At 69.9% G+C, this 21181-nt stretch carries 21 protein-coding genes; 11 read left to right on the top strand and 10 right to left on the bottom strand.

Going from position 1 to position 21181, the window contains the following annotated elements:
• Nucleotides 1-16 precede the first annotated feature (16 nt).
• A complete protein-coding gene (locus tag ACIHFD_RS05560) occupies nucleotides 17-2356 on the bottom strand; it encodes a serine/threonine-protein kinase (protein WP_397365750.1) in 2340 nt (779 codons plus the stop codon).
• Nucleotides 2357-2404: 48 nt separating this feature from the next.
• Nucleotides 2405-3043, bottom strand: a complete 639-nt coding sequence (locus ACIHFD_RS05555; protein WP_363981781.1) for a pyridoxamine 5'-phosphate oxidase family protein — start codon at nucleotides 3041-3043, stop codon at nucleotides 2405-2407.
• A gap of 71 nt (nucleotides 3044-3114) precedes the next feature.
• Here ACIHFD_RS05555 and ACIHFD_RS05550 point away from each other — a divergent pair, with 71 nt between their 5' ends.
• Complete coding sequence (locus tag ACIHFD_RS05550) at nucleotides 3115-4497, top strand: PLP-dependent aminotransferase family protein (protein ID WP_397365749.1); 1383 nt, start codon at nucleotides 3115-3117, stop codon at nucleotides 4495-4497.
• 109 nt (nucleotides 4498-4606) lie between these two features.
• Nucleotides 4607-5314: a hypothetical protein gene (locus ACIHFD_RS05545; protein ID WP_397365748.1), complete on the top strand. Its 708-nt coding sequence runs from the start codon at nucleotides 4607-4609 to the stop codon at nucleotides 5312-5314.
• Here ACIHFD_RS05545 and ACIHFD_RS05540 read toward each other — a convergent pair.
• Nucleotides 5295-6428 carry a DegT/DnrJ/EryC1/StrS family aminotransferase gene (locus ACIHFD_RS05540; RefSeq protein WP_364248063.1) on the bottom strand — a complete coding sequence of 378 codons (1134 nt, stop codon included), beginning with the start codon at nucleotides 6426-6428 and terminating at the stop codon, nucleotides 5295-5297. The genes ACIHFD_RS05545 and ACIHFD_RS05540 overlap by 20 nt on opposite strands.
• Nucleotides 6425-7507: a GNAT family N-acetyltransferase gene (locus tag ACIHFD_RS05535; protein ID WP_397365747.1), complete on the bottom strand. Its 1083-nt coding sequence runs from the start codon at nucleotides 7505-7507 to the stop codon at nucleotides 6425-6427. The genes ACIHFD_RS05540 and ACIHFD_RS05535 overlap by 4 nt, the downstream gene beginning before the upstream one ends.
• A 158-nt stretch (nucleotides 7508-7665) precedes the next feature.
• Between ACIHFD_RS05535 and ACIHFD_RS05530 the strand changes: the two genes are divergently transcribed.
• From ACIHFD_RS05530 to ACIHFD_RS05520, 3 genes are all read left to right on the top strand, one after another.
• The gene (locus ACIHFD_RS05530) at nucleotides 7666-8694 is read left to right on the top strand and encodes a phosphotransferase family protein (RefSeq protein WP_397365746.1); all 1029 of its coding nucleotides are present in this window, start codon (nucleotides 7666-7668) and stop codon (nucleotides 8692-8694) included.
• Nucleotides 8695-8738: 44 nt separating this feature from the next.
• Nucleotides 8739-9488, top strand: coding sequence for an SDR family oxidoreductase (locus tag ACIHFD_RS05525; protein WP_397365745.1), 750 nt, complete (start codon nucleotides 8739-8741; stop codon nucleotides 9486-9488).
• A gap of 160 nt (nucleotides 9489-9648) precedes the next feature.
• Nucleotides 9649-11037: a xylan 1,4-beta-xylosidase gene (locus ACIHFD_RS05520; RefSeq protein ID WP_397365744.1), complete on the top strand. Its 1389-nt coding sequence runs from the start codon at nucleotides 9649-9651 to the stop codon at nucleotides 11035-11037.
• A 314-nt stretch (nucleotides 11038-11351) separates the two neighbouring features.
• Here ACIHFD_RS05520 and ACIHFD_RS05515 read toward each other — a convergent pair whose 3' ends face one another.
• The 4 genes from ACIHFD_RS05515 to ACIHFD_RS05500 all read right to left on the bottom strand — a co-directional run bounded on the left by ACIHFD_RS05515 (nucleotide 11352) and on the right by ACIHFD_RS05500 (nucleotide 14009).
• Nucleotides 11352-11531: a hypothetical protein gene (locus ACIHFD_RS05515; protein ID WP_379506282.1), complete on the bottom strand. Its 180-nt coding sequence runs from the start codon at nucleotides 11529-11531 to the stop codon at nucleotides 11352-11354.
• Nucleotides 11531-12307, bottom strand: a complete 777-nt coding sequence (locus ACIHFD_RS05510) for a cyclase family protein (protein ID WP_397365743.1) — start codon at nucleotides 12305-12307, stop codon at nucleotides 11531-11533. Before ACIHFD_RS05510 ends, ACIHFD_RS05515 begins: the two co-directional genes overlap by 1 nt.
• 672 nt (nucleotides 12308-12979) lie before the next feature.
• Entirely contained in the window at nucleotides 12980-13192 is a 213-nt protein-coding gene (locus ACIHFD_RS05505; RefSeq protein WP_397365742.1) for a DUF397 domain-containing protein, read from the bottom strand.
• Entirely contained in the window at nucleotides 13182-14009 is an 828-nt protein-coding gene (locus tag ACIHFD_RS05500; protein ID WP_397365741.1) for a Scr1 family TA system antitoxin-like transcriptional regulator, read from the bottom strand. The genes ACIHFD_RS05505 and ACIHFD_RS05500 overlap by 11 nt, the downstream gene beginning before the upstream one ends.
• A gap of 197 nt (nucleotides 14010-14206) precedes the next feature.
• Between ACIHFD_RS05500 and ACIHFD_RS05495 the strand changes: the two genes are divergently transcribed.
• The 5 genes from ACIHFD_RS05495 to ACIHFD_RS05475 all read left to right on the top strand — a co-directional run bounded on the left by ACIHFD_RS05495 (nucleotide 14207) and on the right by ACIHFD_RS05475 (nucleotide 17522).
• On the top strand, nucleotides 14207-14662 hold the full coding sequence (locus ACIHFD_RS05495) for an ATP-binding protein (protein ID WP_397365740.1): 456 nt from the start codon (nucleotides 14207-14209) through the stop codon (nucleotides 14660-14662).
• Nucleotides 14663-14741: 79 nt separating this feature from the next.
• Entirely contained in the window at nucleotides 14742-15071 is a 330-nt protein-coding gene (locus tag ACIHFD_RS05490) for a PadR family transcriptional regulator (RefSeq protein WP_397365739.1), read from the top strand.
• Nucleotides 15068-16120, top strand: coding sequence for a hypothetical protein (locus ACIHFD_RS05485; protein WP_397365738.1), 1053 nt, complete (start codon nucleotides 15068-15070; stop codon nucleotides 16118-16120). The genes ACIHFD_RS05490 and ACIHFD_RS05485 overlap by 4 nt, the downstream gene beginning before the upstream one ends.
• A gap of 109 nt (nucleotides 16121-16229) precedes the next feature.
• A complete protein-coding gene (locus ACIHFD_RS05480) occupies nucleotides 16230-16550 on the top strand; it encodes a hypothetical protein (protein ID WP_397365737.1) in 321 nt (106 codons plus the stop codon).
• 84 nt (nucleotides 16551-16634) lie between these two features.
• Entirely contained in the window at nucleotides 16635-17522 is an 888-nt protein-coding gene (locus ACIHFD_RS05475) for a hypothetical protein (RefSeq protein ID WP_397365736.1), read from the top strand.
• Nucleotides 17523-17525: 3 nt separating this feature from the next.
• On the opposite strand, the gene ACIHFD_RS05470 is transcribed toward ACIHFD_RS05475, so the two are convergent.
• Both ACIHFD_RS05470 and ACIHFD_RS05465 read right to left on the bottom strand, forming a co-directional pair.
• Entirely contained in the window at nucleotides 17526-18188 is a 663-nt protein-coding gene (locus ACIHFD_RS05470; RefSeq protein ID WP_397365885.1) for a hypothetical protein, read from the bottom strand.
• Between the two features lie 166 nt (nucleotides 18189-18354).
• Nucleotides 18355-19131, bottom strand: a complete 777-nt coding sequence (locus tag ACIHFD_RS05465; protein ID WP_397365735.1) for a MerR family transcriptional regulator — start codon at nucleotides 19129-19131, stop codon at nucleotides 18355-18357.
• Between the two features lie 424 nt (nucleotides 19132-19555).
• Here ACIHFD_RS05465 and ACIHFD_RS05460 point away from each other — a divergent pair, with 424 nt between their 5' ends.
• A complete protein-coding gene (locus tag ACIHFD_RS05460) occupies nucleotides 19556-21127 on the top strand; it encodes an alpha/beta hydrolase (protein WP_397365734.1) in 1572 nt (523 codons plus the stop codon).
• Nucleotides 21128-21181: the final 54 nt, after the last annotated feature.

The raw sequence follows: 21181 nt of genomic DNA, 5'->3' as shown, positions 1-21181 counted from the left end.
CTATTAGTCAACAATGTCACCCAATGTTGTCGTCTGTGCCGGGGCTAGGTGTCTTGCTTGGCTCCTCCTCTTTGGGAGGTTCCTCCTCCCTTGGGCACTCCTGTGTGGCCCCGCTCGCGCTGTCGCTCCCGTTGCCGGCCGCCGGGTCGGTGGAGGCCGTCACGGACCACTTCGTGCCGCAGGGGAGCTTGACGGAGTGGCTCAAAGTCCTGGTGTACGACGTGTCGCCGGACAGGGTGACCGACTCCGTGCCCCCGCCCTCGCCGGCCGAGAACGACACGACGAGGCGTACCGGCTCGGTGCTCGACGTGGTCACCGAGATCGTCGCGACGAGCCCGCCCTCGCCTTGACCGGCCCTGACGATCGAGACCCGCTCCACCCGCGGCGGGCAGGGCGCCGAGGCCCGCGCGGTGGCGGTCCGGTCACCGGCGCGCACCCGCACCGACAGGGTCGCGCCGCACGGGCGGGACCTGAAGGTGTGGGCGAACGAGCGCGCGTAGGAGGTCCGGCCGGACAGGGTCGCGGAACGGGTGCCGACCGGATCGCCGTTGACCGCGAACTGGGCCTCGACGGGGATCTCCCCGGTGCCGCTCGCGGTCACCCGCACCGCCGCTTCCGCGGTGCGGCCCGGCGCGTCCGGCAGGTCCAGAGAGACGCGCAGGCCGGTCACCCTCGTCGGGCAGGGCGGCACGGCCAGCGAGGCCGTCCTGGCGCCTCCTGGGGCCGCAGGGGAGGTGGCGACGGTCAGCGTCACCGTGCGACCGCACGGGCGCTCGCCGATGGACCAGGAGAGCGTGCGGGTGTAGGACCTGGCGCCGGCCAGGCGCAGGCGCTGGGTGCGGCCGCCCGCGCCGGGTGCCGACCAGGTCGCGGTGGCGATGACGGCGGCGGTGCCGTCGGTGCGCACGGTGACCGTGGCGGTGGCGTCGCCGTCCTCGTCGACCGTGAGGCCGCCCACGTTCACCCCGAGCACCTCGGTCACGGGCTCCGGGGTGGGAGTGGGAGTGGGGGTGGGCGTCGGAGTCGGGGTGGGGGTCGGGGTGGGGGTCGGCGTCCGCTTGGGGGTGGGGGTCGGGGTGGCCTTCTTGGTGGGCTTGGGTGTCTTGACCGGTTTCGTGGCGGTCGGTGTGTTGACCGGGGTCTTCACGGGGGTGTGTACGGGCGTCTTTATCGGGACGACCGCCTTGGGGGTGCTCGCGGGCGTCGCCTTCGGGGTGACCTCAGGTGTGGTTTCGGGTGTGGTCTCGGGCGTCGGCTCCGGCGTGGTCGGGGGATCGGCCGCCGGCTCCGTCGTGAATTGCGAGGGCGGGACGGCCGCCGCCGCGCCGAGTTCCTCCGTGGGCGGCGACTGGCGGTTGGCCAGCACGACCACCACCGCCACGGCGGTCGCCACGGCCACGGCTCCGGCCATGGCCATGCGGGCCGCGTTCGAGCGCAGGCCGCGGAAGACCGTCCGGGCCAGCGAGGTCGTCACCTCGGGGACGGGCGTCTGCGCCGTGGGCAGGAGCAGGGCCAGCAGGGCCACGAGCGCGGCCAGGCGGCGCTTTCCGCGCTCCTCCCAGTCCTCGCCGTACGCGGCCCTGGCCATGGCCTCCAGCTCCGCCACGAACGCGTGCGCGCTCGCCGGCCGCCGCGCCGGATCCTTGGCCAGCCCGCGCCTGACCAGCTCGCGCACCGGCTGCGGCGCGTCGTGGAACGGCACAGGCGCGTGCACGTGCTGGTAGCCGAGCACGCTCGGCTCGGTGGAGCGGTAGGGCCGGTGCCCCGTCAGGCACTCGAAGAAGACGGCGGTGGCCGCGTACACGTCGGTCGCGGGCGAGGCGGGCAGCCCCTCCCACAGCTCGGGCGCCATGTACGGCGGCGTGCCCTCGGGGTGCGTGAGCGTGCCCTGCCGCACCGCGATGCCGAAGTCGACGAGCTTGCTGACCCCGTCGTCCCTGACGATCACGTTCTCGGGCTTGTAGTCCCTGTGCACCAGCCCGAGGTCGTGCGCCCTGGCCAGCCCGAGCAGCGACCCCTTCAGCACCACCAGCGCCGCCTCGGGCTCGGTAGCGCCGTTCTCGCGCAGCAGGGCCCGCAACGAGACGCCGTTGACCAGCTCCATCACGATGGCCGCGCCACCGGTGTCCTGGACGTACTCCCACATCGTGGCGATGTTCGGGTCGCGCAGGGTGGTCAGCAGCCGTGCCTCGGCCTGGAACCTGCCCAGCGCGGCGGGATCGCGCAGCAGTCCCTCGGAGAGGTACTTGATGGCGACCTTGACGCCGGTCTCGTCGTGGACGGCCATCGCCACGCGCCCGCTGGCGCCCGCGCCGAGTTGCTTGACTTCCGTATAGCCGGGAGCGCTCCACTCCATCGCCGTCTCCCATCACCATCAGGAGCAGGTGTTGCCTGCTCAATGGAACTACTCCCGATGGAGGATGTGAACAGGCGCGTCGATACCTTCTGGGAGCATCGGATCTGGCTCGGGTTCGCCCCACGTGGTGACCAGGGGCAGCACCCCGGCCCAGACCGGCAGGTCGTAGTCCTCTTCCTCGTCCTTGGGCGCCCCGCGCCTGATCTTGACCGACGCCTCCTCCAACGACAGGGCCAGCACGGCGGTGGCGGCGAGCTCCTTGCGGTTGGGCTGCCTGACGTAGTCCCACTGACCGGGCGCGAGCTGCTCCGACAGGGCCCGCAGCCCCGCCATCCGCTCCTCCGGGTCCGTCACGAGCCTGGCGCGGCCGTAGATGACCGCCGAACGGTAGTTGACCGAGTGGTGGAAGACGGAGCGGGCCAGCACGATCCCGTCCACGTGCGTGACCGTGACGCACACCTCGCCTCCGTCGGCGGCGCGCAGCGTCGTGGCCCCCGTGGAGCCGTGCAGGTAGAGGGTCTCGCCGATGCGGCCGTAGCCCGTGGGCACGACCATGGGGTGGCCGTTCACGACCACGCCCAGGTGGCAGACCAGGCCGGTGTCGAGCACCTCAAAGAGATCGTTCCTGTCGGTGCTGCCCCGCTCCTTCGAGCGGCCGAGCGTGGTACGGGAAGTGGTGGAGAGCATGATTCGACCGTAACCAGGAAGTGGACCTATCCTGTAGGGCCACTATCGAGCCCTTCGCGGAGACCACTTCCGTGCGTACCCACGTTGACCTGCCCGTTTCCCTTTCCCGTGACTCGGACGCGCCGCTGACCGCGCAGCTCGCCGACTGGCTGCGGCGCGCCATGCTGGACGGCACGCTGGCGCCCGGCGAGCGGCTGCCGTCCACGCGTTCCCTGGCGACCCAGCTCGCGGTGAGCAGGACCGTGATCACGGAGGCGTACCAGCAGCTGTACGCGGAGGGGTGGCTGGACGGGCGGCACGGCTCCGGGACGTTCGTGGCCGACATGGAGGTGGCCCCGCCGCCGCGCGAGCAGACGCCGTACGTGCCCGCGCCGCCGCCCGCCCCCGCCGACTGGATCGACCTCACACCCGGCCAGCCCTGGGTGCGCGACTACGACCTGGCGGCGTGGAAGCGGGCCTGGCGCAAGGCCGCCGACCTGCCGCCGGGCGCCGATCCCACCCCGTACGGCCTGCCGCGCCTCAGGGAGCTGCTCGCCGACCACCTGAGACGGGCCAGAGGCATGGCCGTCGGCCCCGAGAACATCCTGGTCACCCGGGGCACCGGCAACGGGCTCGACCTGTGCGCGCTGGCCCTGCTCGGCAACGGCACGCGGGCCGGCGTCGAGGACCCGGGCTACCACGTGGCGCGCACGGTGTTCGCGGCCAGGGGCGCCCATGTGGTGCCGTGCCCGGTGGACGAGGACGGCGTGATCGTGGACGGGCTGCCCGGCGACCTCCGCGTGCTCTACACCACGCCCGCGCACCAGTACCCCCTGGGCGGGCGGCTCCCGATCCCGCGCAGGGAGCGGTTGCTGGCCTGGGCCAGGAGCACGGGCGCGACGATCGTCGAGGACGACTACGACGCGGAGTTCCGCTACGACGTCGCCCCGCTGCCCGCCCTCTACGGCCTGGACCCCTCGCGGGTCGTGCTCCTCGGCACGCTCTCCAAGACGCTGGCGCCCGACGTGGGTGTCGGCTGGCTCGTCGGCGATCCCGAGCTGGTCGCCGCCATCGCCCGCCTGCGGCGCAGCGTCGGCGACCGTACCAGCGGGCCCGTCCAGCAGGCCGTGATCAACCTGCTGGAGTGCGGCGACCTCGACCGGCACCTGCGCAGGATGCGCCTGGAGTACGCCCGCCGCCGCGCCGCGGTCGTCGAGCTCCTGGGGCCCGTCTGCCGCCTGCGCGGCGACACGGCCGGGCTGCACGTGGTGGCCGAGCTGCCGTCGTCGGTCGAGCCGTACGTGGTCGAGCGGGCCAGGGAGCGCGGGGTCCTGCTCGACTCCATCGGCCGCCACCACCACGGGCGGGCGCGGCTGCACGGCGTGGTGATCGGCTACGGCTCCGCCTCGCTCGCCGACGTCCGCCGCGGCTGCCGCATCCTCGCCGACCTCATCCGCTCCACCCACCCCCGCTGACCCCCGCCCACTCCTCAAGCGACCCCGGCCGGAGTACGTCGGGTGCTCAGGGTGGATTTGAGTAGCCGAGCTCTCGCCCCCACCCCGCCCCCGAAGCATGCTGAACCCCATGAAATGGTGGCTACTCCTCGCGTCCTTGATCGTCACCCTGCTCACCGTCTGGCTGATCCTCTACGCGGGCGTGGCGCCATCCACGCTCCTCTCCCTGGGCGCCGGCGCGATCAGCCTGCTCTGGCTGGTCGTCGTCCTGACCGTCCCGTGGAACCTGTGCCTGGCCGCCCGCCACGTCCTCCACGAGATCCAGGTGTCCAGGGAGGCCGGCATCGAGGTGGCCCAGCACCGCGAGGACGAGGCGCGGCGCATCGCCCGGCGCATGCTCGTGCTCGCGATCTCCGGCCACGTCGTCTCCGCCGCCGTGATCGCGGTCGTCACGTTCTTCGCGGGAGCCCGGCTCGGCTACTACTTCTCCGGGTTCTACCTGCTCGCCACCGCTTTCCGGCCGATCGCGGCGTACACGAAGCACCTGCGTGACCGGGTCAGGACGCTCGGGCAGGAGGTGCGTTACCCGCGCGCGGACGTGATCTCCCTGCGCGACCGGGTGTCGGAGCTGGAGACGGTCATGAAGGGCCTCAAAAGGGACATCGACGACCTGAACGCCGCCCGCCAGGGCTTGGAGCTGGCCGACCACGATCTGGGCCGCCGGATGACGCTCATGGCGCGCCGGTTCGACGAGACCGTGGACGGGCTGAACGACAACCAGGAGGTGATCACGGGGCTGAAGGCGTTCCTGCGGCTGATCAGGGCGGACCTTGCGTAGGAGGCTCGAGGTCGCGCAGGACGGGCAGGGCGCGGGCGGCGTACACCGGGTCCACGGGCAGCACGTGCCGCGCCCACCAGCGCGCGGGGCCGGGGTCGGGGGAGGGCTCGGTGAAGGCGGGGGCGTAGTCGTCGTACGGCGGGTCGTACAGGTAGCCCGTGGCCACCCCGCGCCGCTCCAGCTCGGCGATGGCCGCGTCCCTGTCGCGCACCAGGAGCGGCACGCGGAACAGCGGCCGGCGCACGTCGTCGCGCACGGCGGGCGCGACCGTGGGCAGCTCGGCCAGGGCCGCGACACCCGCGAGCCGCCGTCCGCGGTCGGCGGAGACCTTGGCCAGGCGCCTGGACTGGTACCAGCGGGCCACGCGGCCGCGGCGGGCGCGGTAGTCGTGCAGGTCGGCGCGTACCCAGGGGTCGAAGGGCGGCAGCTCGGGGATCCGCTCGAGCGCCTGCTTCAGGGCCTCGGGCTCCAGGGCGATGCGGTAGCCCTCGCGGTCCTCCTGCATGCCGAGTGCCCGCATGAGCCTGAGCGCGGGGCGTACGAGGTCGAGCCTGAGCGCCACCTGGCGGGCCATCGAGGTCGCCACGCCGGTCAGGTCGGCCCGCAGGGAGCCGGGGGCCAGCAGGGCGTCACGGGCACGCTGGAGCGCGCGCAGGTCGGACTCGTGCTCGACGACCAGGACGCCGCCCGAGCCCGCCCCCGGGTGCTTGGAGAGGCTGAACACCCCGGCCTGGCCGAAGGTCCCCAGCGGCCGGCCGCCGATGCTCGTCTCCATGGCGTGCGCCACATCCTCGATCAGGATTTTTCCGGACATTTCTCCGGACAGGGAGGGGGCGTCGTCGGGCAGGCCGTACAGGTTGGTCGTCAGGACGGCGTCCACCGCGGCGAGGTCGACGCGGGAGACGTCGATGTTGCCGTCGCGCGGGGACAGCGGCGCGATCACCGGGCGCAGGCCGGCCGCGAGCACCAGGAACAGGATCTCGTCGGCCGAGATCGGCGACATGAGCAGCCGCTGGCCCGGCTCGCACCAGTGGCGTAAGGCCAGGTAGAGGCCGAGGCGGTTGGAGGGGAGCGCCAGGCAGCGACGGCCGGTGCGCTCCTCGACGAGCCTCACCCCTGCAGGACGGTACGGAGCCGTCCGTAGGTCTTCAGCGCCCTGTCGGCGGTCTTGAGCAGGAACGGGTTGGCCATCACCGTGGCGCGCGTCTTGCGCACCGGCACCCGCATCATCCAGTGGACCCCGGCGGCCGCCCCGAGCCTGGCCACCCGCCCCTCGGCCACTTCGAGCTGGCCCGTTTTGAGCTTGTCCTTGTACTCCTTCTCGCCCCGGCCCATGTCGATCACCTCGATGCCGTTGGCCGCGGCCTGCTCGGCCATCGCCAGGTGGTGGATGAGGCCGGGGGAGTACTTGGCGAAGTGGGTGTCGTAGGCGGGGAACCACCCGGCGAGCGTCGTACGCGTGCGGAGACCGAAATGCCCGGCCACCGGCCGCCCGTCCACGGAGACCATGTCGAGCACCCCGGCGAAGCTGTCCGACTGGGTGGCTAGCAGCCGCTCGACCAGCTCCACGATCCACCGGTGCGCGAACCTGTCGGTGCGCCCGGTGCGGCGATACTGGTCGGTCTTCCAGCCGAGCAGCGTGTGCAGGGGCGTCAGGTCGGTGGTCGCGTAGTCGTGACGCATCGTTCCGGCCTCGCGCTGCAGCTTGCGGGACTTGGCCAGGGTGGTCTTGTACGTCTTGCCGGAGTGCTCCCGGAGGATGTCGGTGTAGTGCTCGTAGCCGCCGCGCAGATCGATGATCGGCGACGGATGCCTTTCGTGCCGCTCGTTCAGCAGCGGCTGGCCGGAGACCAGATGGTCGAACTCGTACACCGCCAGCCCGCACTCCTTGAGGAGGCGGCGCGGATCGATGGGGAGCTCTTTGGCACGTACCATCCCCTGCGCGTCGGTCAGCCCCGCGGCGACCGGTTTGCCGATGCCCAGGGGATGTCGTTCAAAGGGGAAGAAACCGACGATCTCTGGGCCGTCGTAGAGGACCGCGACCCGTACGACATTTCGGAGTTCGCCTACCGCGATGGTGAATTCCGGGGACAAGAAGGGGCTGTCGAGCGCGGGGTCCGCCTCCTGCAGCTCTCTCCAGCGGCTCACTTCGGATTGTCCCAGCTCACGGGGCAGGGCAAGGGTGACGCGCATGGGCTCCTACCGTCGGCATGCCACTGTGTTTCAAGCTTGAGGGGGGACCTGTACAGCCAGGGTAAAGGCTATTACCAGAGCAGTCGTAACCGCAGGTCCCGAACGTTACCGAACTCTCAGGTGGTGTTCAGGACCGAGTGTCGTTCTAATGTGTGTTCATGACCGTACCTGGCATCGACTGGCCTGCACTGATCACGTGGATGGGCCGGAACGTGCCCGATGCGGGCGAGCCGCTGTCCGTCTCGCTGATCTCGGGCGGCAGGTCCAATCTCACCTACCTGATCGAGGCCCGCGACCGCCGCCTGGTGCTGCGCCGGCCGCCGCTCGGGCACGTGCTGCCCACCGCACACGACATGCGGCGCGAGTGGCGGGTCATCTCGGCCCTGGCGGGCACGCCCGTGCCGGTGCCCTCGCCGATCGCGTTCTGCGCCGACGAGTCCGTCGTCGGGGCGCCGTTCTATCTCATGGGGTACGTGGAGGGCGCCGCCGTACGGACCCGGGAGGAGCTCGGCTCGCCGTCGCCGGCGCAGACGCGGCGGCTGTCGGAGCGGCTGGCCGAGGTGCTGGCGGCCATTCACGCGGTGGACTACCGCGAGGTGGGGCTCGGGGACTTCGGGCGGCCCGAGGGCTACCTGGCCAGGCAGCTCGAACGGTGGGGGCAGCAGTGGGAGCGGTCGAAGACGGCAGACCTGCCCGAGTACGACCGGCTCGTGGAGCGGCTGCGGGAGCGGTTGCCCGCCGCCTCCGACAGCACGCTGGTGCACGGCGACTACCGGCTGGACAACACGTTGATCCGGTTCGGGGAGCCGATCGAGATCATGGCCGTGGTGGACTGGGAGATGTCCACGCTGGGCGATCCGCTGGCCGACCTGGGGCTGACGCTGACGTACTGGCACGATCAGGGGGACGAGGAACGGGCGCGGATCCCCGTGGCGGGGGACGTGACGGTGGCGCCGGGTTTCATGAACGCGGCGGAGTTCGCCGCGCACTATGCCAAGGTCTCCGGCCGGGATATTTCGGACCTTGGGTTTTATGTGGCTTTCGGCAACTTCAAGCTCGCTGTCATCGTGGAGGGTATCCACGCCCGGTTCCGGCAAGGTAAGACCGTTGGGGAGGGATTCGACCGCATCGGGTCCGCGGTGCCCACGCTGATCTCCCGTGCGCATCGCATGCTCGACCAGCCCTGACGGTCGGCCTTCGCGAAGGACACCCCCGACGCAAGGAGCACGCCATGAGCACAGTTGCACTCATCACCGGAGCGGCCAGCGGCATCGGGGCGGCGGTGGCGCGGCGGCTGTCGGCGGGCGGCGTCAAGTGCGTCCTCGTCGACCTCGACGGGGAGGGCGCCGAGAGGCTGGCCAAGGAGGTGGACGGCGCGTGGCTGGCCGCCGACGTCAGCCGCGAGGAGGCCTCGCTGGAGGCGGTGGCGCTGGCCGAGCAGCGCTACGGACGGCTCGACCTGGTCCACCTGAACGCGGGGATCCCGGGCCGGGTGGACCTGGCGGACTTCGACCTGGCGCGTTACCGCCAGGTGGTCGGGGTGAACGTGGACGGCGTCGTCTTCGGCGTCCAGGCCAGCCTCCCGCTGCTCAAGCGATCGGGCGGGGGCGCCATCGTGGCCACCTCGTCGCTGGCCGGGCTCGTGGGCTTCGCCGGCGACCCGATCTACACGATGACCAAGCACGCCGTCGTCGGCCTGGTCAGAGCGCTCGCCGAGCCGCTGGCCGCCCAGAACATCCGCATCAGCGCCGTCTGCCCCGGATTCACGGACACGCCGCTGGTGGCGGAGTCGCGGGAGATGTTCGTCAACGCCGGGTTCCCCCTGCTCACGGCCGAGGACGTGGCCGCCGCCGTCGAGTCCGCCTTCTACGCCGACACCCCCGGCACGCTCCTGGTCGTGCAGCCCGGCCGGCCGCCGGTCCCGTACCGCTACGCAGGGGTTCCGGGCCCCGTGGGAGGCCAGCGTCCCCCAGTCTCCTGAACGGAAACGGCAAGTGCCTTGCAAGTGGGGCGATTAGCCTATTAAGGGTCAGGCTCTTGTACGTTTGCAGTCTCTTGGAACGTTCGCAGCCCTCGCAGAATCCAGAGCCCTTGTAGGTTCGTGAGTCCTTGTACCTTTGCCGCAGCATGAGGAGCATTCGGTGATTCCGACTGACGGCCGGCACGCACGAAGACGATCGCCGTGGCCGCTCGCGCTGGGAGCGGGCGTCCTCGCCGTCGTCCTGGTGGCGGGCATCATGGTCTACGCGTCGATGCGCAGCCAGTCACGCAGCGTGTTCAAGGGCGAGGACGTCGCCACGACGCTCCCCAGCGAGCCCGCGCCGCAGTTGGAGCAGCCGCCCGCGCTCGACAACTGGCCGCGCTGGGGCGTCACCCACACCCAGTACAGCGCGGACAACGAGCCGCCGCAGGTCGTGGAGGAGGCCAGGGGCGTGCTCGGCCGGGTCCCCATGCTGCAGAACCAGCACATCATGGGCTGGGGCGTCGGCAACCCGGAGCCCAGTCCCGGACAGTTCAACTTCCGTGACCTGGACCGGCGGCTGAAGTTCATGGCGTCGTCGCGGGCGGTGCCGGTCATCACGCTGTGCTGCGCGCCGGACTGGATGAAGGGCGGGCAGGCCGGGCGTACGGACTGGAGCAAGAACCACACGGTCGCGCCCAAGCGCGAGCATTTCGACGACTACGCCAAACTGGCCGCCACGGTCGCCAAGCAGTATCCGACGGTCAAGCACTACATGGTGTGGAACGAGTTCAAGGGTTTCTGGGACCCGTCCACGAACCGCTGGGACGCCGAGGGGTACACCGAGCTGTACAACAAGGTCTACGCGGCCTTGAAGAAGGTGAACAAGGACATCCAGGTCGGTGGCCCGTACATCCCCATCGAGAGCAATTCCAAGGGCGGCCCCTCGGAGCTGAGCGGCCCGTGGGGCACGGTGGACCAGCGGGCGCTGGACGCGATCACGTACTGGCTGGAGCACAAGAAGGGCGCCGACTTCGTCGTGGTGGACGGCGCGTCCATGACGAACGACCGGGGCAACGTACCCGACGATTTCGCCGCCCAGGCCAAGTTCGCCGCCATCACGACGTGGCTGCGGCAGCAGAGCAAGGACCTGCCCGTGTGGTGGGCCGAATGGTACGTCGAGCCGGAGAACTCCGGCTGGTCGGAGGCGAAGCGCACGGCGGTGCAGGCGACGGCGCTGATGGAATTCGCCAAGAGCGGCGTGACGACGGCCCTTTACTGGAACCCGCAGCGGAAGAGCGAAGGCGACTGCGCCGGCTGCCTCTGGAGCCCCAAGGTGGGCGGGGAGATGCCGATGGCGGGCCTGCTCAGCGGCTTCACCAAATGGTTTCCGGCAGGCGTACGCGTCGAGCCCGTGACAACCTCGGACCCCAAGATCAAGGCAATCGGCCAGGAACGCCAGGTGGTCATGGTGAACACCTCGGACCGCGAGGTCACGGCCACGGTCGACGGCCGCCAGGTAACCCTGAAACCCCACGAAATCAAATGGTCGGGCCGCGGCGGCACCTAAAGCACGGCCTTCCACAGGGGGGCGCTTCGCGCACGGCATTCCAGGCTGCGCCTCCCAAGGAGGGCTCCGCCCCCCTTTTCGATCCCCCTCAACCCCCGCTCGCTTCGCTCGCTTGAGGTCCCGCCGGTTGCGCGGTTACCCAGTGAACTTTCCGAGACGAGTCGAGCGGCCGTTACTTGACGACTATCGGCTCTCCTCACGCGGCCGAGCACCACCGACATAGCCTCGAAGCGCTCATGCCGCCTGGTTCCCGGCCGGCACGGCGTGTCCTCACCGACCACGCTTCATGGCGTCGCACCCCGCGTGAACCGCGGTCAGAAGGTGGCGATCGGGTTGACCGGACTGCCGGACGTACCGGCGAAGCGGACCGGCGCGACTGCGAGGTGGAAGTCCCACTGGCCGAGCTCGGCAGCCGTCGTCGCGCACGCCTCCAGGTCGCAGTTGTCGAGCATCCACAGACCCATGGCGACGAGGCTCACGGCGTGAACCGGCATCAACACGTCTTCGTACCCCGATGGCTGAACGTCCTGGGGGTGTCAGCGCCGATCAGCGCGACCTGCCGTTCATGCAGCCACGGCAGGCAGGACGCGTGCCACCCGGCCTGCGTGAAACCGCTGACCGCACCGCTCTCGTGCCGGACGCGGCCATAGCCGGTCCGCAGGAGTACCGCATCGCCGGATCGCACCCGCACACCCTGGCGACGCTCGGCCTCCTCGAGATCGTCGGGAAACACACCCTGCCCCGGTTCCAGCCACGGCACATCCCGCACGCTCGCGATGTCCAGCAGGACACCACGCGTGATGATCCCGTTCGCCGCCGCCGTGACGGACGCCCACGCCGATCCGGTTGCGGTGTCGACCAGCGAGTGCGACCGCCCGTTGTACATCGTGCCGTCCCAGAAGATGTGGCACGGCGAGTCGATGTGGGTGAGGGTGTTGCCGTGGAAGGTGATGCCGAGCCGCTCGGAGGAAAAGCCCCAGCGCCGGTCCTTGTGGAATGCGGCCACCGGCATGTTCTCGGCACCCGGCATGTCGGCGGCGCACGGGCACGTCGTCGTCGACCGCTCCATGTCTTGCGGTACGGCAACCTCCCATGCGCACGACACGCTCCTGCCGTGGCGCACGGCCCGCGCCGCCGCCAGCCGGACGTCGTCGGTGATGTGGTTCAGAGTGCCGAGCTCGTCGTCGTCGCCCCACCGTCCCCAGTTCGACAGCGTGTCGAAGTACCCGAGCACGTCGTCCTGTGTGGGCATCGGTCGCTCTGCCGTCATCCCAGCATCGACTCCTCCGGTCACGTGGTTCGAGGCACCGCAGGCAGGGTATCCCGCCCTCTCCTTTGACATGATCTCGCCGGGGGCGGAGAGACGGTGTGAGCAACCTCGACAACTGCTCGACGTTCGCCGGGAGACCGTGCTGCACCTGCGGCTGTGCGTAATGGGCGGCCGCCCTGCGCCCGGGGGGAGATGGCCAGGACCGTGACGTCGCAGCCGAGCATCAGCCACCCCGAGCGATCCCCGTGCTGGTCGGCCTGGGTCGGCTCGCGCTCTAGCGAGGGTCGTGCTCGGCGAGGAACCGCAGGCTTTCCCGCAGATTCCGCGATATCCGGACATCGTCGGGCTGCTCCGTCGATGACCCTCGCCGCCCTGGCTGACGCGCGCGGCCGTCGTCTTCCCGATTCGGCGCCTGAGGCTTGCCGGGGTGGGGTTTCTCTTCGGGGCGCGACGGGCGATTCTTTGAAGCGCCCTCTTCCTTGACCGCGGAAACTCTCACGACAGAGACCTTTCTACGTCTTCCCACCTGCGACGTTACGGTCATCCGTCGTGGTCGCACACCCCTCCGGGCTTGTGTGGAGGCTTCCGTCGCCTCGGTGTAGGGATCTTGGTGTGCGGGAGGAAGGAGGAGGGGCTTGGAAGGGATTTGGGCCCCTCCTCCGTGTTTTCCGGCTAGAAGTCGAATTCGCCCTTGGCCATGCCGTCTTTGAAGGCGGCCCACTCTGGTGCGGTGAATACCAGGGCAGGGCCGGTGCGGTCCTTGCTGTCTCGCACGGCGACGCGTCCGCCGCTGAGGGGGGCTACTTCGACGCAACTGCCGCCGTTACTTCCTGATGCCTTGGCCTTCCGCCATGCGGCGGTTATGAGTTCGTTGTCAGTCTCCATACCTCTCCATCACCTCGCGAATGACCTGCTCGCTCACGTTCACCGGATGGGCCATGCTGCTCAACGCATCCCAGCGCACGCCAAGGGCCCGGACCTTGTCGATGTGTGTGATCACCTCTCCCGCCAGAGAGCTTTCCAAGTAGGCAGTGTCCGGTGAGCCATCCGCCTGTGCGATCTCGAACGCGCCCAGCAACCCGGTGGTGAGCCCTGCGACGAGGGGCACGACCCGGACTGTGATGCACGGATGCTTCATGACGGTGAGGAGATGTGCGAGCTGCTCTCGCATCACCTCTGCCCCGCCAATCGGCCGAGAAAGGACGCTCTCGTCAATGAGAGTTGAATACATGGGCGGCTTCGGCTGGTTGAACACGGCCTGACGCTTGAGTCGAACCTTGACCGCCTTCTGCACCTGATCCCTTGTGGTCCCAGGTTCGCCCAGAAGGACTTGTTCGGCGTACCGCTCCGTCTGGAGGAGTCCGGGGATCACCAATGGCTCGGACGTGCGGATGGTGTGGGCGGTGGCCTCGATGCCGGGCCAGGGTCTGAACCACTTGGGGCCGAAGTCGTTGTGGATTTCGGGCAGCAGTTCCTTCAGTTCCCCATTCAGTCCGAGAACGCGCTCGATTTCCTCCGTGAAAGCCTCGCTCGGCGTGCGCTTACCGCGTTCGACGGCCCCTATCTGGCTCTCGCTGTAGGTGACCCCGGGAGCCGCCGCAAGGCGTTCCTGTGACAGCCCTTGAAGTGTCCGAAACTTCCGCATCCGCGCGCCATACTCCGCTCGTGCGCGTAGGCCAGGTTCCTCTCCGTTTACGGTCATATCACGCCCCTTCGCCTCTGTCTCCGCACGTCCCTACAAGGCCCACACACACTTGGCCGGTGGTTGGCGGAAAGTGAAGCCGCCCTTTGGCAACACAACGTAACTGCCTGACGCCATTCTGTGCAGTGGCTACGGAGTTTTAGGCCTGTGTAGCCCTCCACCTTCCGACCGCTCCTGTGTGCTTCGAGGTGATTTCCATGCGGCAAGGCGCGAGAGTGCCTCGGCGATTGCGGTGTACCACGCTGCGGCAGGATCAGTACGCACCCCACCGCGCCAGGCTGGCCGTGAGGTCCTGGCTGGGATCGGCGCATCCCGCGCTGCACGACACTGAGCTCGTCGCCTCCGAGCTGGTCACCAACGCTGTCCGGCACGCGCTCAAGGGTCCTGGTCGCGACTGGGTGCGCCTCCGTCTGGGCGAAGGTCTGGGCGAAGCGGTGTCTTGCATCCGCCTCGTCGTCACCGATCCCGGCAACCCCATGTCGGAGCCGGAATGCCTGCCGCTCCCGGCTGACTGGAATGACTGGATCCCGCATATGAGGCGGCCCGGAGGGATGGGTATCGCCACCGTCGCCGCGATCTGCGAGGGGGCGTGGGGCACGTACCTCACCGAGCGAGAGGAACGCGTGGTCTGGTGCCACGTCCCCATTCGGTGATCCGTGAGCCCTTCATCCTGAGCGTCAGCCTGGCGTCGCAGCACCCACGATATCCTGTGAGACAGGATATCGTGGATGGGTGAACATCACGGAGTCCACGTTCCTTGCGATGACCGCGCTGGCGGATGAGCCTCGGCACGGCTACGGGATCGTCCAGGAGGTCGATCGGCTGTCCGAGGGGAAGGTGCAACTCAAGATCGGCACCTTGTACGGCGTGCTCGACCGGCTCTCGGCCGCCGGCCTGGTCGAACTCGACCGGGAAGAGGCCCAGCAGGGACGGCTGCGGCGCTACTACCGGCTGACCGATGATGGCGCCAAGGCGCTCAGGGAAGAGGCCGTCAAGATGGCCGCCACCGCCGAGGCCGCCACCGCCCGCCTGCGGGCCAGGACGGCCGGAGGCGCCGCATGAGCCTGCTCGAACAGCGCTACCGCTCCGTCCTGCGCCTGCTGCCGGCCTCCTACCGCGCCGAGCGCGAGGAGGAGATGGTGGACGCGTTCATGGAGATGTCGGGCGAGGCGCCCGACGAGGCGAACCCGCGGCCCCGGTGGGGCGAGATCGCCAGCGTGCTCTCTCTGTCCTTACGGGTGCGCCTCGGCGGCCCGGGCGCATCTCCCCGCTTCGTCGCCTGGGGTGAGGCCGTCCGGCTCGTGGCACTGCTCGGACTGGGCCATCAGGCCGTGGGCAGCGTCTACCAGTTCCTGTACTGGGGGCACGCGCTGGCGTTCGGCACGGAGGTCGCGTGGACGGGCTCGCCAGGCTCCGTCGAACGGCTGGTGTCGATCGCCGTCTCCGCGGCGGACCTGTGCTCGGCCGTCGCGTTCGTGGCGATCATGCGCGGCCACGTCAGGACGGCGAAGGTCACGGCCGTGATCGGGGTGACAGCCCCACTGGTCTACACGCTGATCCCGATGATCCTGGCCGGGCCCCTGACCGATCGGCCGCTGTCGGACCCCGCGACCCTGGTGTTCACCGCGGCGCCGGTGATCGCGCTCCTGATGGGCTTCCACAGCGATATCACGCCGCGACGCCGGTCGTGGGCGGCCACCCTGTCGCCGGCGGCCGGCGGCCTGGCGGTTGCTGTGCGGCACCTGGCTGGTCGTCGCCCTGCGACCGTACAACCTGGACTGGCCCTACCTGTGGCTGGGCTTCGGCACGACGATCCTCGTATGGGCGGCGGGCGCCGTGGTCGTCCTCGCCCGCCGGAGCTCCCCGTCATGGGCGCTGGCCATGACGGCCACCGGGCTGCTCCTGCTGATGGTGCGGCTCCCCCTGCTCGACAACCTTCCCGAGGGCGCCTCGTGGACGATGGTCTGCGCCCAGTGCGCGGTGCTCTGGGTTCTGTCCACCGCGCTCGCCTGGATGGGTGCGCGGGGCCTGCTGGGCGCCTCCGGGACCGCACCCGTGACTTCCAAGGCCGGGGAAAGGTCGACCGCATGGAGATGAAAAGGGTTCCGTGAACGTCGCGCGATCGGGCCGGTGAACGGCCTCTGACCTTTGTTTATACATTTCCAGCTTCGTTGAAGGGGAGCCTCGTCCGGGTGTCCGCGCGCTACGGTTCCGGCGGCGGTGACAGGCGAGCGACGGGGAGCCGACGTGGGGCGCGAGTGGCGGATTCAGCCGGCCGCTCTGGAGGACGGCGCACGCCGGGTGGAGGAGTCCGCGGGGATCATGACGGGGGCGGCCGCTGCGCTGCGGGCCGGGACCGAAGGGCTGGAGCCGTGGGGTTCGGGGGCGGTCGGCACGGCGATGGCCGCCGTACGGGATCTCATGGGGGAGGCGTGCGCGCACCTGGGGGACAACCTGGCGGGGACGGGCGCGGCCATGCGGGCGATGGCGGTGGAGGCCGTCGATGCCGACGCCGCGGCGGTTCCTGAGCGTGACCCGTAGCGGGGTTCCGGGCCCGGTCCGGGGAGGGCGACCGCGCTCGGCCTCGGCGGGGCGACGGGATGCGGCCTGGGCGGGGCGGCACCGGTGGTGCTGACGGCTGGGCCGGGGCTTGAGGCTGGGCTTCGGCTGCTCGGGGTGCCCTGGCCGGACGAGGACGAGCATGCCTTGCGCGAGGTCGCCGCCGCGTACCGGGCGTTCGCCGCCACGCTCGACACGCAGGCCGTCCCCACCATGACGGCGGGTGTGGCGACGGCCGCCGCGGCCGGTGACGGCGACGACGTCGCGGCGATGCGGGCCTACACGGCCGATTACCACCGCGAGGGCGGGCACCTCACGACGCTCGCATCCCTGTCACGCCTGCTCGCGGACGGCCACGAGCAGGCCGCCACGGTCGTCGAGCACCTGAAGGTCTTCCTGGCCGCCTCCGCCGCGTACGTGGTGGCCGCCGTGGCGGCGGCTGCGATCGCGGGCGGCGCGGCGATGGTGGCTGCGTACCGGCAGGTGGCCGAGCGCCGGGTCATCGTGCAGCGGGCCGTCGCAGCCTTCCGCCGCACCCTCGAACGCCTCTTCGGCCGTACGCTCGCCCAGAAGGTGCGCGACCGGCTGCGACCGCTCCTCGAGGCTCGCGCGCCCCGGGAAGCCGGGGCGGCGCGGCGCGGCAAGTCGCCCGCGGCGCCGAACGCGACCGTGCGCCAGCTGAAGGACCTCATCTGCCCCGACCTCGACCGCAGCGCGCTGAGCCGGGGAAAGACCGACCACTACGCGCGCCTGCCGGACCACAGGCTGCTCGAAGCGGTGTTCAAGCCGGGCGAGGACATGTACATCACGGTCAGGGGCCGGGTCGTGCTCGACGGCAATCACCGTACGGAGGCGCTGCTGCGCCGAGCGTACCTGAGCGACCGGCACCCGGAGGACACCTCGATCACGTGGGACACCCCGATCCACATCCGCCGCCTGGACGACGAGGCGTGATGGTCATCCCTTGGCCATGGAGTCCAGCAACCAGTTGTAGCGCAGGCGCAGTGCGCGCTCCCAGGCCGCCGCGGCGGCACCGAGCGCGAGCGTGAAGTTGAGCCAGGCCGGCAGACGGATGGGCGAGGTGAAAGTCCCGAAGCGCTCAGTTACGGGGGGAATCTTGAAGGCCACTTCGATGAGCTGCGGGATGAGGAGAAGCAGAGGGATGACGAGCAGGATCAGCGAGAGGAAGCCGATCCAGCGGCTCAGTACGGGGTGCGCGCGGTCGAGGTGCGCGCGGCGCCCTTCGCTGGAGCTCCGGTCCGGGATGAGCTGGTGCTCGGTTCCCTCGTCGGTGACGTAGTGGCAGCGCTTGAGGCCGAAGGCTGACGACGCTACTTCGATCGTGCCGCCCTGGACGGGAAATGCGGCAGGGAGTTTGGACTCGGCGTGATGCTTGCCGTCGAGGTACAGGTGGGCCTTACCTTTGCCGTCGTCGGACATAAACCGCTGCACATGGTCGACGTCGATGGCGTAGACCACCTGCCGGCCATCATCGTTCTTCAGCGGAAGATAGAACAAAGCCCGGGAAAGTGGCTGCCACCAGCGGAAACGTTTGAGTGAACGTCCGTTTCCGGGCCGGACCCGTTGCACGGCCCGGCTTCTCCGCCATTCCTTGAACATCTCTGGCTCCACATCATCATTCGGAAAGCGCTCGGCAACATCGAGACCGACCTGGCGAGTCGGGTTCTTCAACCATCAGCAGCGACTGGCTTCGGGGGCGATGGGATGCACGGCTACCGGGGCCCTGGAAGGACCTTTCTCGGTGGCTGCGTCTTCTCCTGCCGCACTACTGGCCGCGCTGTTCGGCGTCGTGGGCAGCGCCGTGTCGGGGTGTGTCGTCGTTCGCGTCCGTTGCCTGTTCGAGGAGGACGTTCAGGCGCTGCAGGACTCGTAGCTGTGCGGGGTTGTAGAGCTCCACCACCGCGTGGGCCATCGTGCTTTTGGCCAGCTCCGCTCCTCGTGGCGAATCAGCAACCGGGTCGTTCGACCACGGGTGCTCTTCCCGCATCCTGCGGACCAGCGGCAGAATTCGCTCGGCAAGCCGGTCGACCGTGGCATCGTCGGCGTCCGGGGGGAGGGCATCGAACTCGTCACCGATGTCGTCGCGCACGGCGACTATCTGACGGAACTCCTCCATGCCTTCCTCGCTGAAAACCGTCGAAAAGATCATGAACAAGGACTGGTTCGTGTCGGAGAGGTCTTGAGAGAGGGGAGCGAATTCGGGCGGCACATGCATCGGTGCGCGATGACGCAAAATGACAGCCAGCTCCGCACGCACCCGATTGAGCCGTTCGACCGTCGCCGCCAGCTCGGCATCCAGCATCCGGATCGCCTCGTCCGGCTCCTCGTCGGCCCGTCCTAGCGCCGCGATCTGGGACAGCGGCACCCCAAGGTCGCGCAACCGCTTGATCTGCAACAGCCGGATCAGGTGCGAGACCTGGTACTGCTTGTACCCGTTGGCCGCGCGCTCGGGCACGTCCAGCAACCCGATCTCGTGGTAATGCCGAATGGCCTTCACCGTCGAGCCCGTGAGATCGGCAAGTTGCCGGGTGCTCCACGCCATTCTCCGCCCCCTCGTCGTCTGCGGCTGTGCGGGTGCCCCACGCCACGCGGCCCTTACGACAAGTCCACACCATGCCCCAGGGGCACAGTCAAAAAACGGGCCCTGGACATATCGCGCGCGCCCAAGCGGGGAGCGGGAACGCCAGAAGCCGGGGCTGTGCGCGGCACCCCTTGACCGTGCCCCAAGGGCACGCTGTTAGCTCGGTGTCGCAACCAGCACGACCAGGGGAGATGCACGACGCCTGGCCCTGCGGTTTCGTCGCGAGCCGGTCGAGTGTCCGTGGCTGACCAGCCTGGAGTCACGCGCCCTGACCGGTGACGAACTCGCGGCCAGAGCGGGGGTGCCGCGCATCGGACGTGAGCCTGCTCGGCCCGCCGGCCCTCCTCCCCAGTTGACCATCACCTCCGACAATGGGAGTAGACACATGCCATATCGCAAGAGACCGGCCGCGGTCCTGGGCGCCGCAGCGCTGACGCTGCTGCTCGGTGCCTGCGCGGGCCAGACCGGCGGCCAGACCGCCGGCCAGACCGGCGTGCAGGCGGGTGGGCAGGCTGTCGAGGCTGGCACTGGCCTGGACCGCTTCTATGGACAGAAGCCGGCGTTCAAGCCCTGCGAGCCGCAGTTGCCGCCAGGCGTGCCGGCCGTCAAGGCCGAGTGCGCGCGCCTCAAGGTGCCGCTCGACTACCAGAATCCGAAGGGCAGGCAGGCGGAGATCGCGGTGCTCCGCGTGCCCGCGCGCGGCAAGGATCCGATCGGGTCGCTCGTGCTGAACCCCGGCGGTCCCGGCTTCCCCGGCACGGAGCACGCGGCCGTGACTGCCGCCGTGTGGGGGAAGTCGCCGATCATCGAGCGCTTCGACCTGGTCGGGTTCGACCCGCGCGGCGTCGGCGCCTCAACGCCGGCGCTCGACTGCTACACCGATGCCGAGCGCGACCGCGGCGCGAAGCTCTCCTCGATCCCCGCCGGCATCGACGACTGGACCAGGCAGGAGACCCGCCGGCTCGTCGAGCAGTGCGCCGAGCGCTCCGGTGGCATGCAGGTGCTCGCGCACGTGGGCACCCGCGACGTGGCGCGGGACATGGACGTGCTGCGTCAGGCCCTGGGAGATGAGAAGCTCACCTACGCGGGCAGCAGCTACGGCACCCGGCTCGGCGCCGTGTACGCGGAGATGTTCCCCAAGAAGGTCCGCGCGCTGGTGCTCGACGGGGCGTTTGACCCCTACGCCGGCACCTACGAGCGGCGCGTCCAGCAGGCCACCGGGATGCAGGCCTCGTTCGAGCGCGTGGCCGCCTCCTGTGCCACCCAGCAGGACTGCCCGCTCGGCACCAACCCCAAGCGCGCCACCCAGGCCTTCCAGAAACTCGTGCGGCCGCTGATCGACAAGCCCGCGCGGACCTCCGACGGGCGCGGGCTGACGTACGAGCAGGCGGTCGAGGGGGTGACGGCCGCGATGTACAGCAAGACGCTCTGGCCCGTCGCGATCACGGGCATCGCCGAGCTGGAGGCCGGCAAGGGCGACACCCTGCTGAAGCTGCGCGACACCTACCACGGGCGGAGAGCCGACGGCGGCTACCCCAACTCGCTCGAGGCCACGATGACGATCAACTGCCTGGACGAGGAGCGCCACACGCCGAAGCAGGAGACCGCGCTGAACCGGGCGTGGTTCAAGGCGGCGCCGTTCACCGATCCCGGCCGTCCGTTCAAGGAGGCGCGTGACGGCTGCGAGCAGTGGCCCGTCAAGCCGACGCTCGGCTACCCCTACGCCACCGACATCAAGGGCCTGCCCGACACGCTGACGGTCTCCGTCACCGGCGACCCCGCGACGCCGCACGAGGGCGGCATCAACCTGGCCAAGGCCCTCGGCGGCAGCCTGCTCACCGTCGAGGGCGAGCAGCACGGCGCCCTCCTGGCCGGCAACGCCTGCGTCAACGACGCCGTGGCCGCCTACCTCATCGACCTCAAGTCCCCGGCCGACGGGGCCCGGTGCAAGCTCTGAGTAGGGCCCTGATCATCGAGAACAGCTGTCCGCCGGGTGACCTTCGTACGTTGG

The sequence above is a fragment of the Nonomuraea sp. NPDC051941 genome (assembly GCF_044593615.1).
This window is presented reverse-complemented; position numbering and strand designations above follow the sequence as displayed.

Coding starts and splice junctions, on each gene's coding strand:
- ACIHFD_RS05560 (WP_397365750.1), bottom strand. CDS start 2,356: ATGGAGTGGAGCGCTCCCGGCTATACGGAAGTCAAGCAACTCGGCGCG.
- ACIHFD_RS05555 (WP_363981781.1), bottom strand. CDS start 3,043: ATGCTCTCCACCACTTCCCGTACCACGCTCGGCCGCTCGAAGGAGCGG.
- ACIHFD_RS05545 (WP_397365748.1), top strand. CDS start 4,607: ATGAAATGGTGGCTACTCCTCGCGTCCTTGATCGTCACCCTGCTCACC.
- ACIHFD_RS05535 (WP_397365747.1), bottom strand. CDS start 7,507: ATGCGCGTCACCCTTGCCCTGCCCCGTGAGCTGGGACAATCCGAAGTG.
- ACIHFD_RS05530 (WP_397365746.1), top strand. CDS start 7,666: ATGACCGTACCTGGCATCGACTGGCCTGCACTGATCACGTGGATGGGC.
- ACIHFD_RS05525 (WP_397365745.1), top strand. CDS start 8,739: ATGAGCACAGTTGCACTCATCACCGGAGCGGCCAGCGGCATCGGGGCG.
- ACIHFD_RS05515 (WP_379506282.1), bottom strand. CDS start 11,531: ATGCCGGTTCACGCCGTGAGCCTCGTCGCCATGGGTCTGTGGATGCTC.
- ACIHFD_RS05510 (WP_397365743.1), bottom strand. CDS start 12,307: ATGACGGCAGAGCGACCGATGCCCACACAGGACGACGTGCTCGGGTAC.
- ACIHFD_RS05505 (WP_397365742.1), bottom strand. CDS start 13,192: ATGGAGACTGACAACGAACTCATAACCGCCGCATGGCGGAAGGCCAAG.
- ACIHFD_RS05500 (WP_397365741.1), bottom strand. CDS start 14,009: ATGACCGTAAACGGAGAGGAACCTGGCCTACGCGCACGAGCGGAGTAT.
- ACIHFD_RS05495 (WP_397365740.1), top strand. CDS start 14,207: ATGCGGCAAGGCGCGAGAGTGCCTCGGCGATTGCGGTGTACCACGCTG.
- ACIHFD_RS05485 (WP_397365738.1), top strand. CDS start 15,068: ATGAGCCTGCTCGAACAGCGCTACCGCTCCGTCCTGCGCCTGCTGCCG.
- ACIHFD_RS05470 (WP_397365885.1), bottom strand. CDS start 18,188: ATGTTCAAGGAATGGCGGAGAAGCCGGGCCGTGCAACGGGTCCGGCCC.
- ACIHFD_RS05465 (WP_397365735.1), bottom strand. CDS start 19,131: ATGGCGTGGAGCACCCGGCAACTTGCCGATCTCACGGGCTCGACGGTG.
- ACIHFD_RS05460 (WP_397365734.1), top strand. CDS start 19,556: ATGCCATATCGCAAGAGACCGGCCGCGGTCCTGGGCGCCGCAGCGCTG.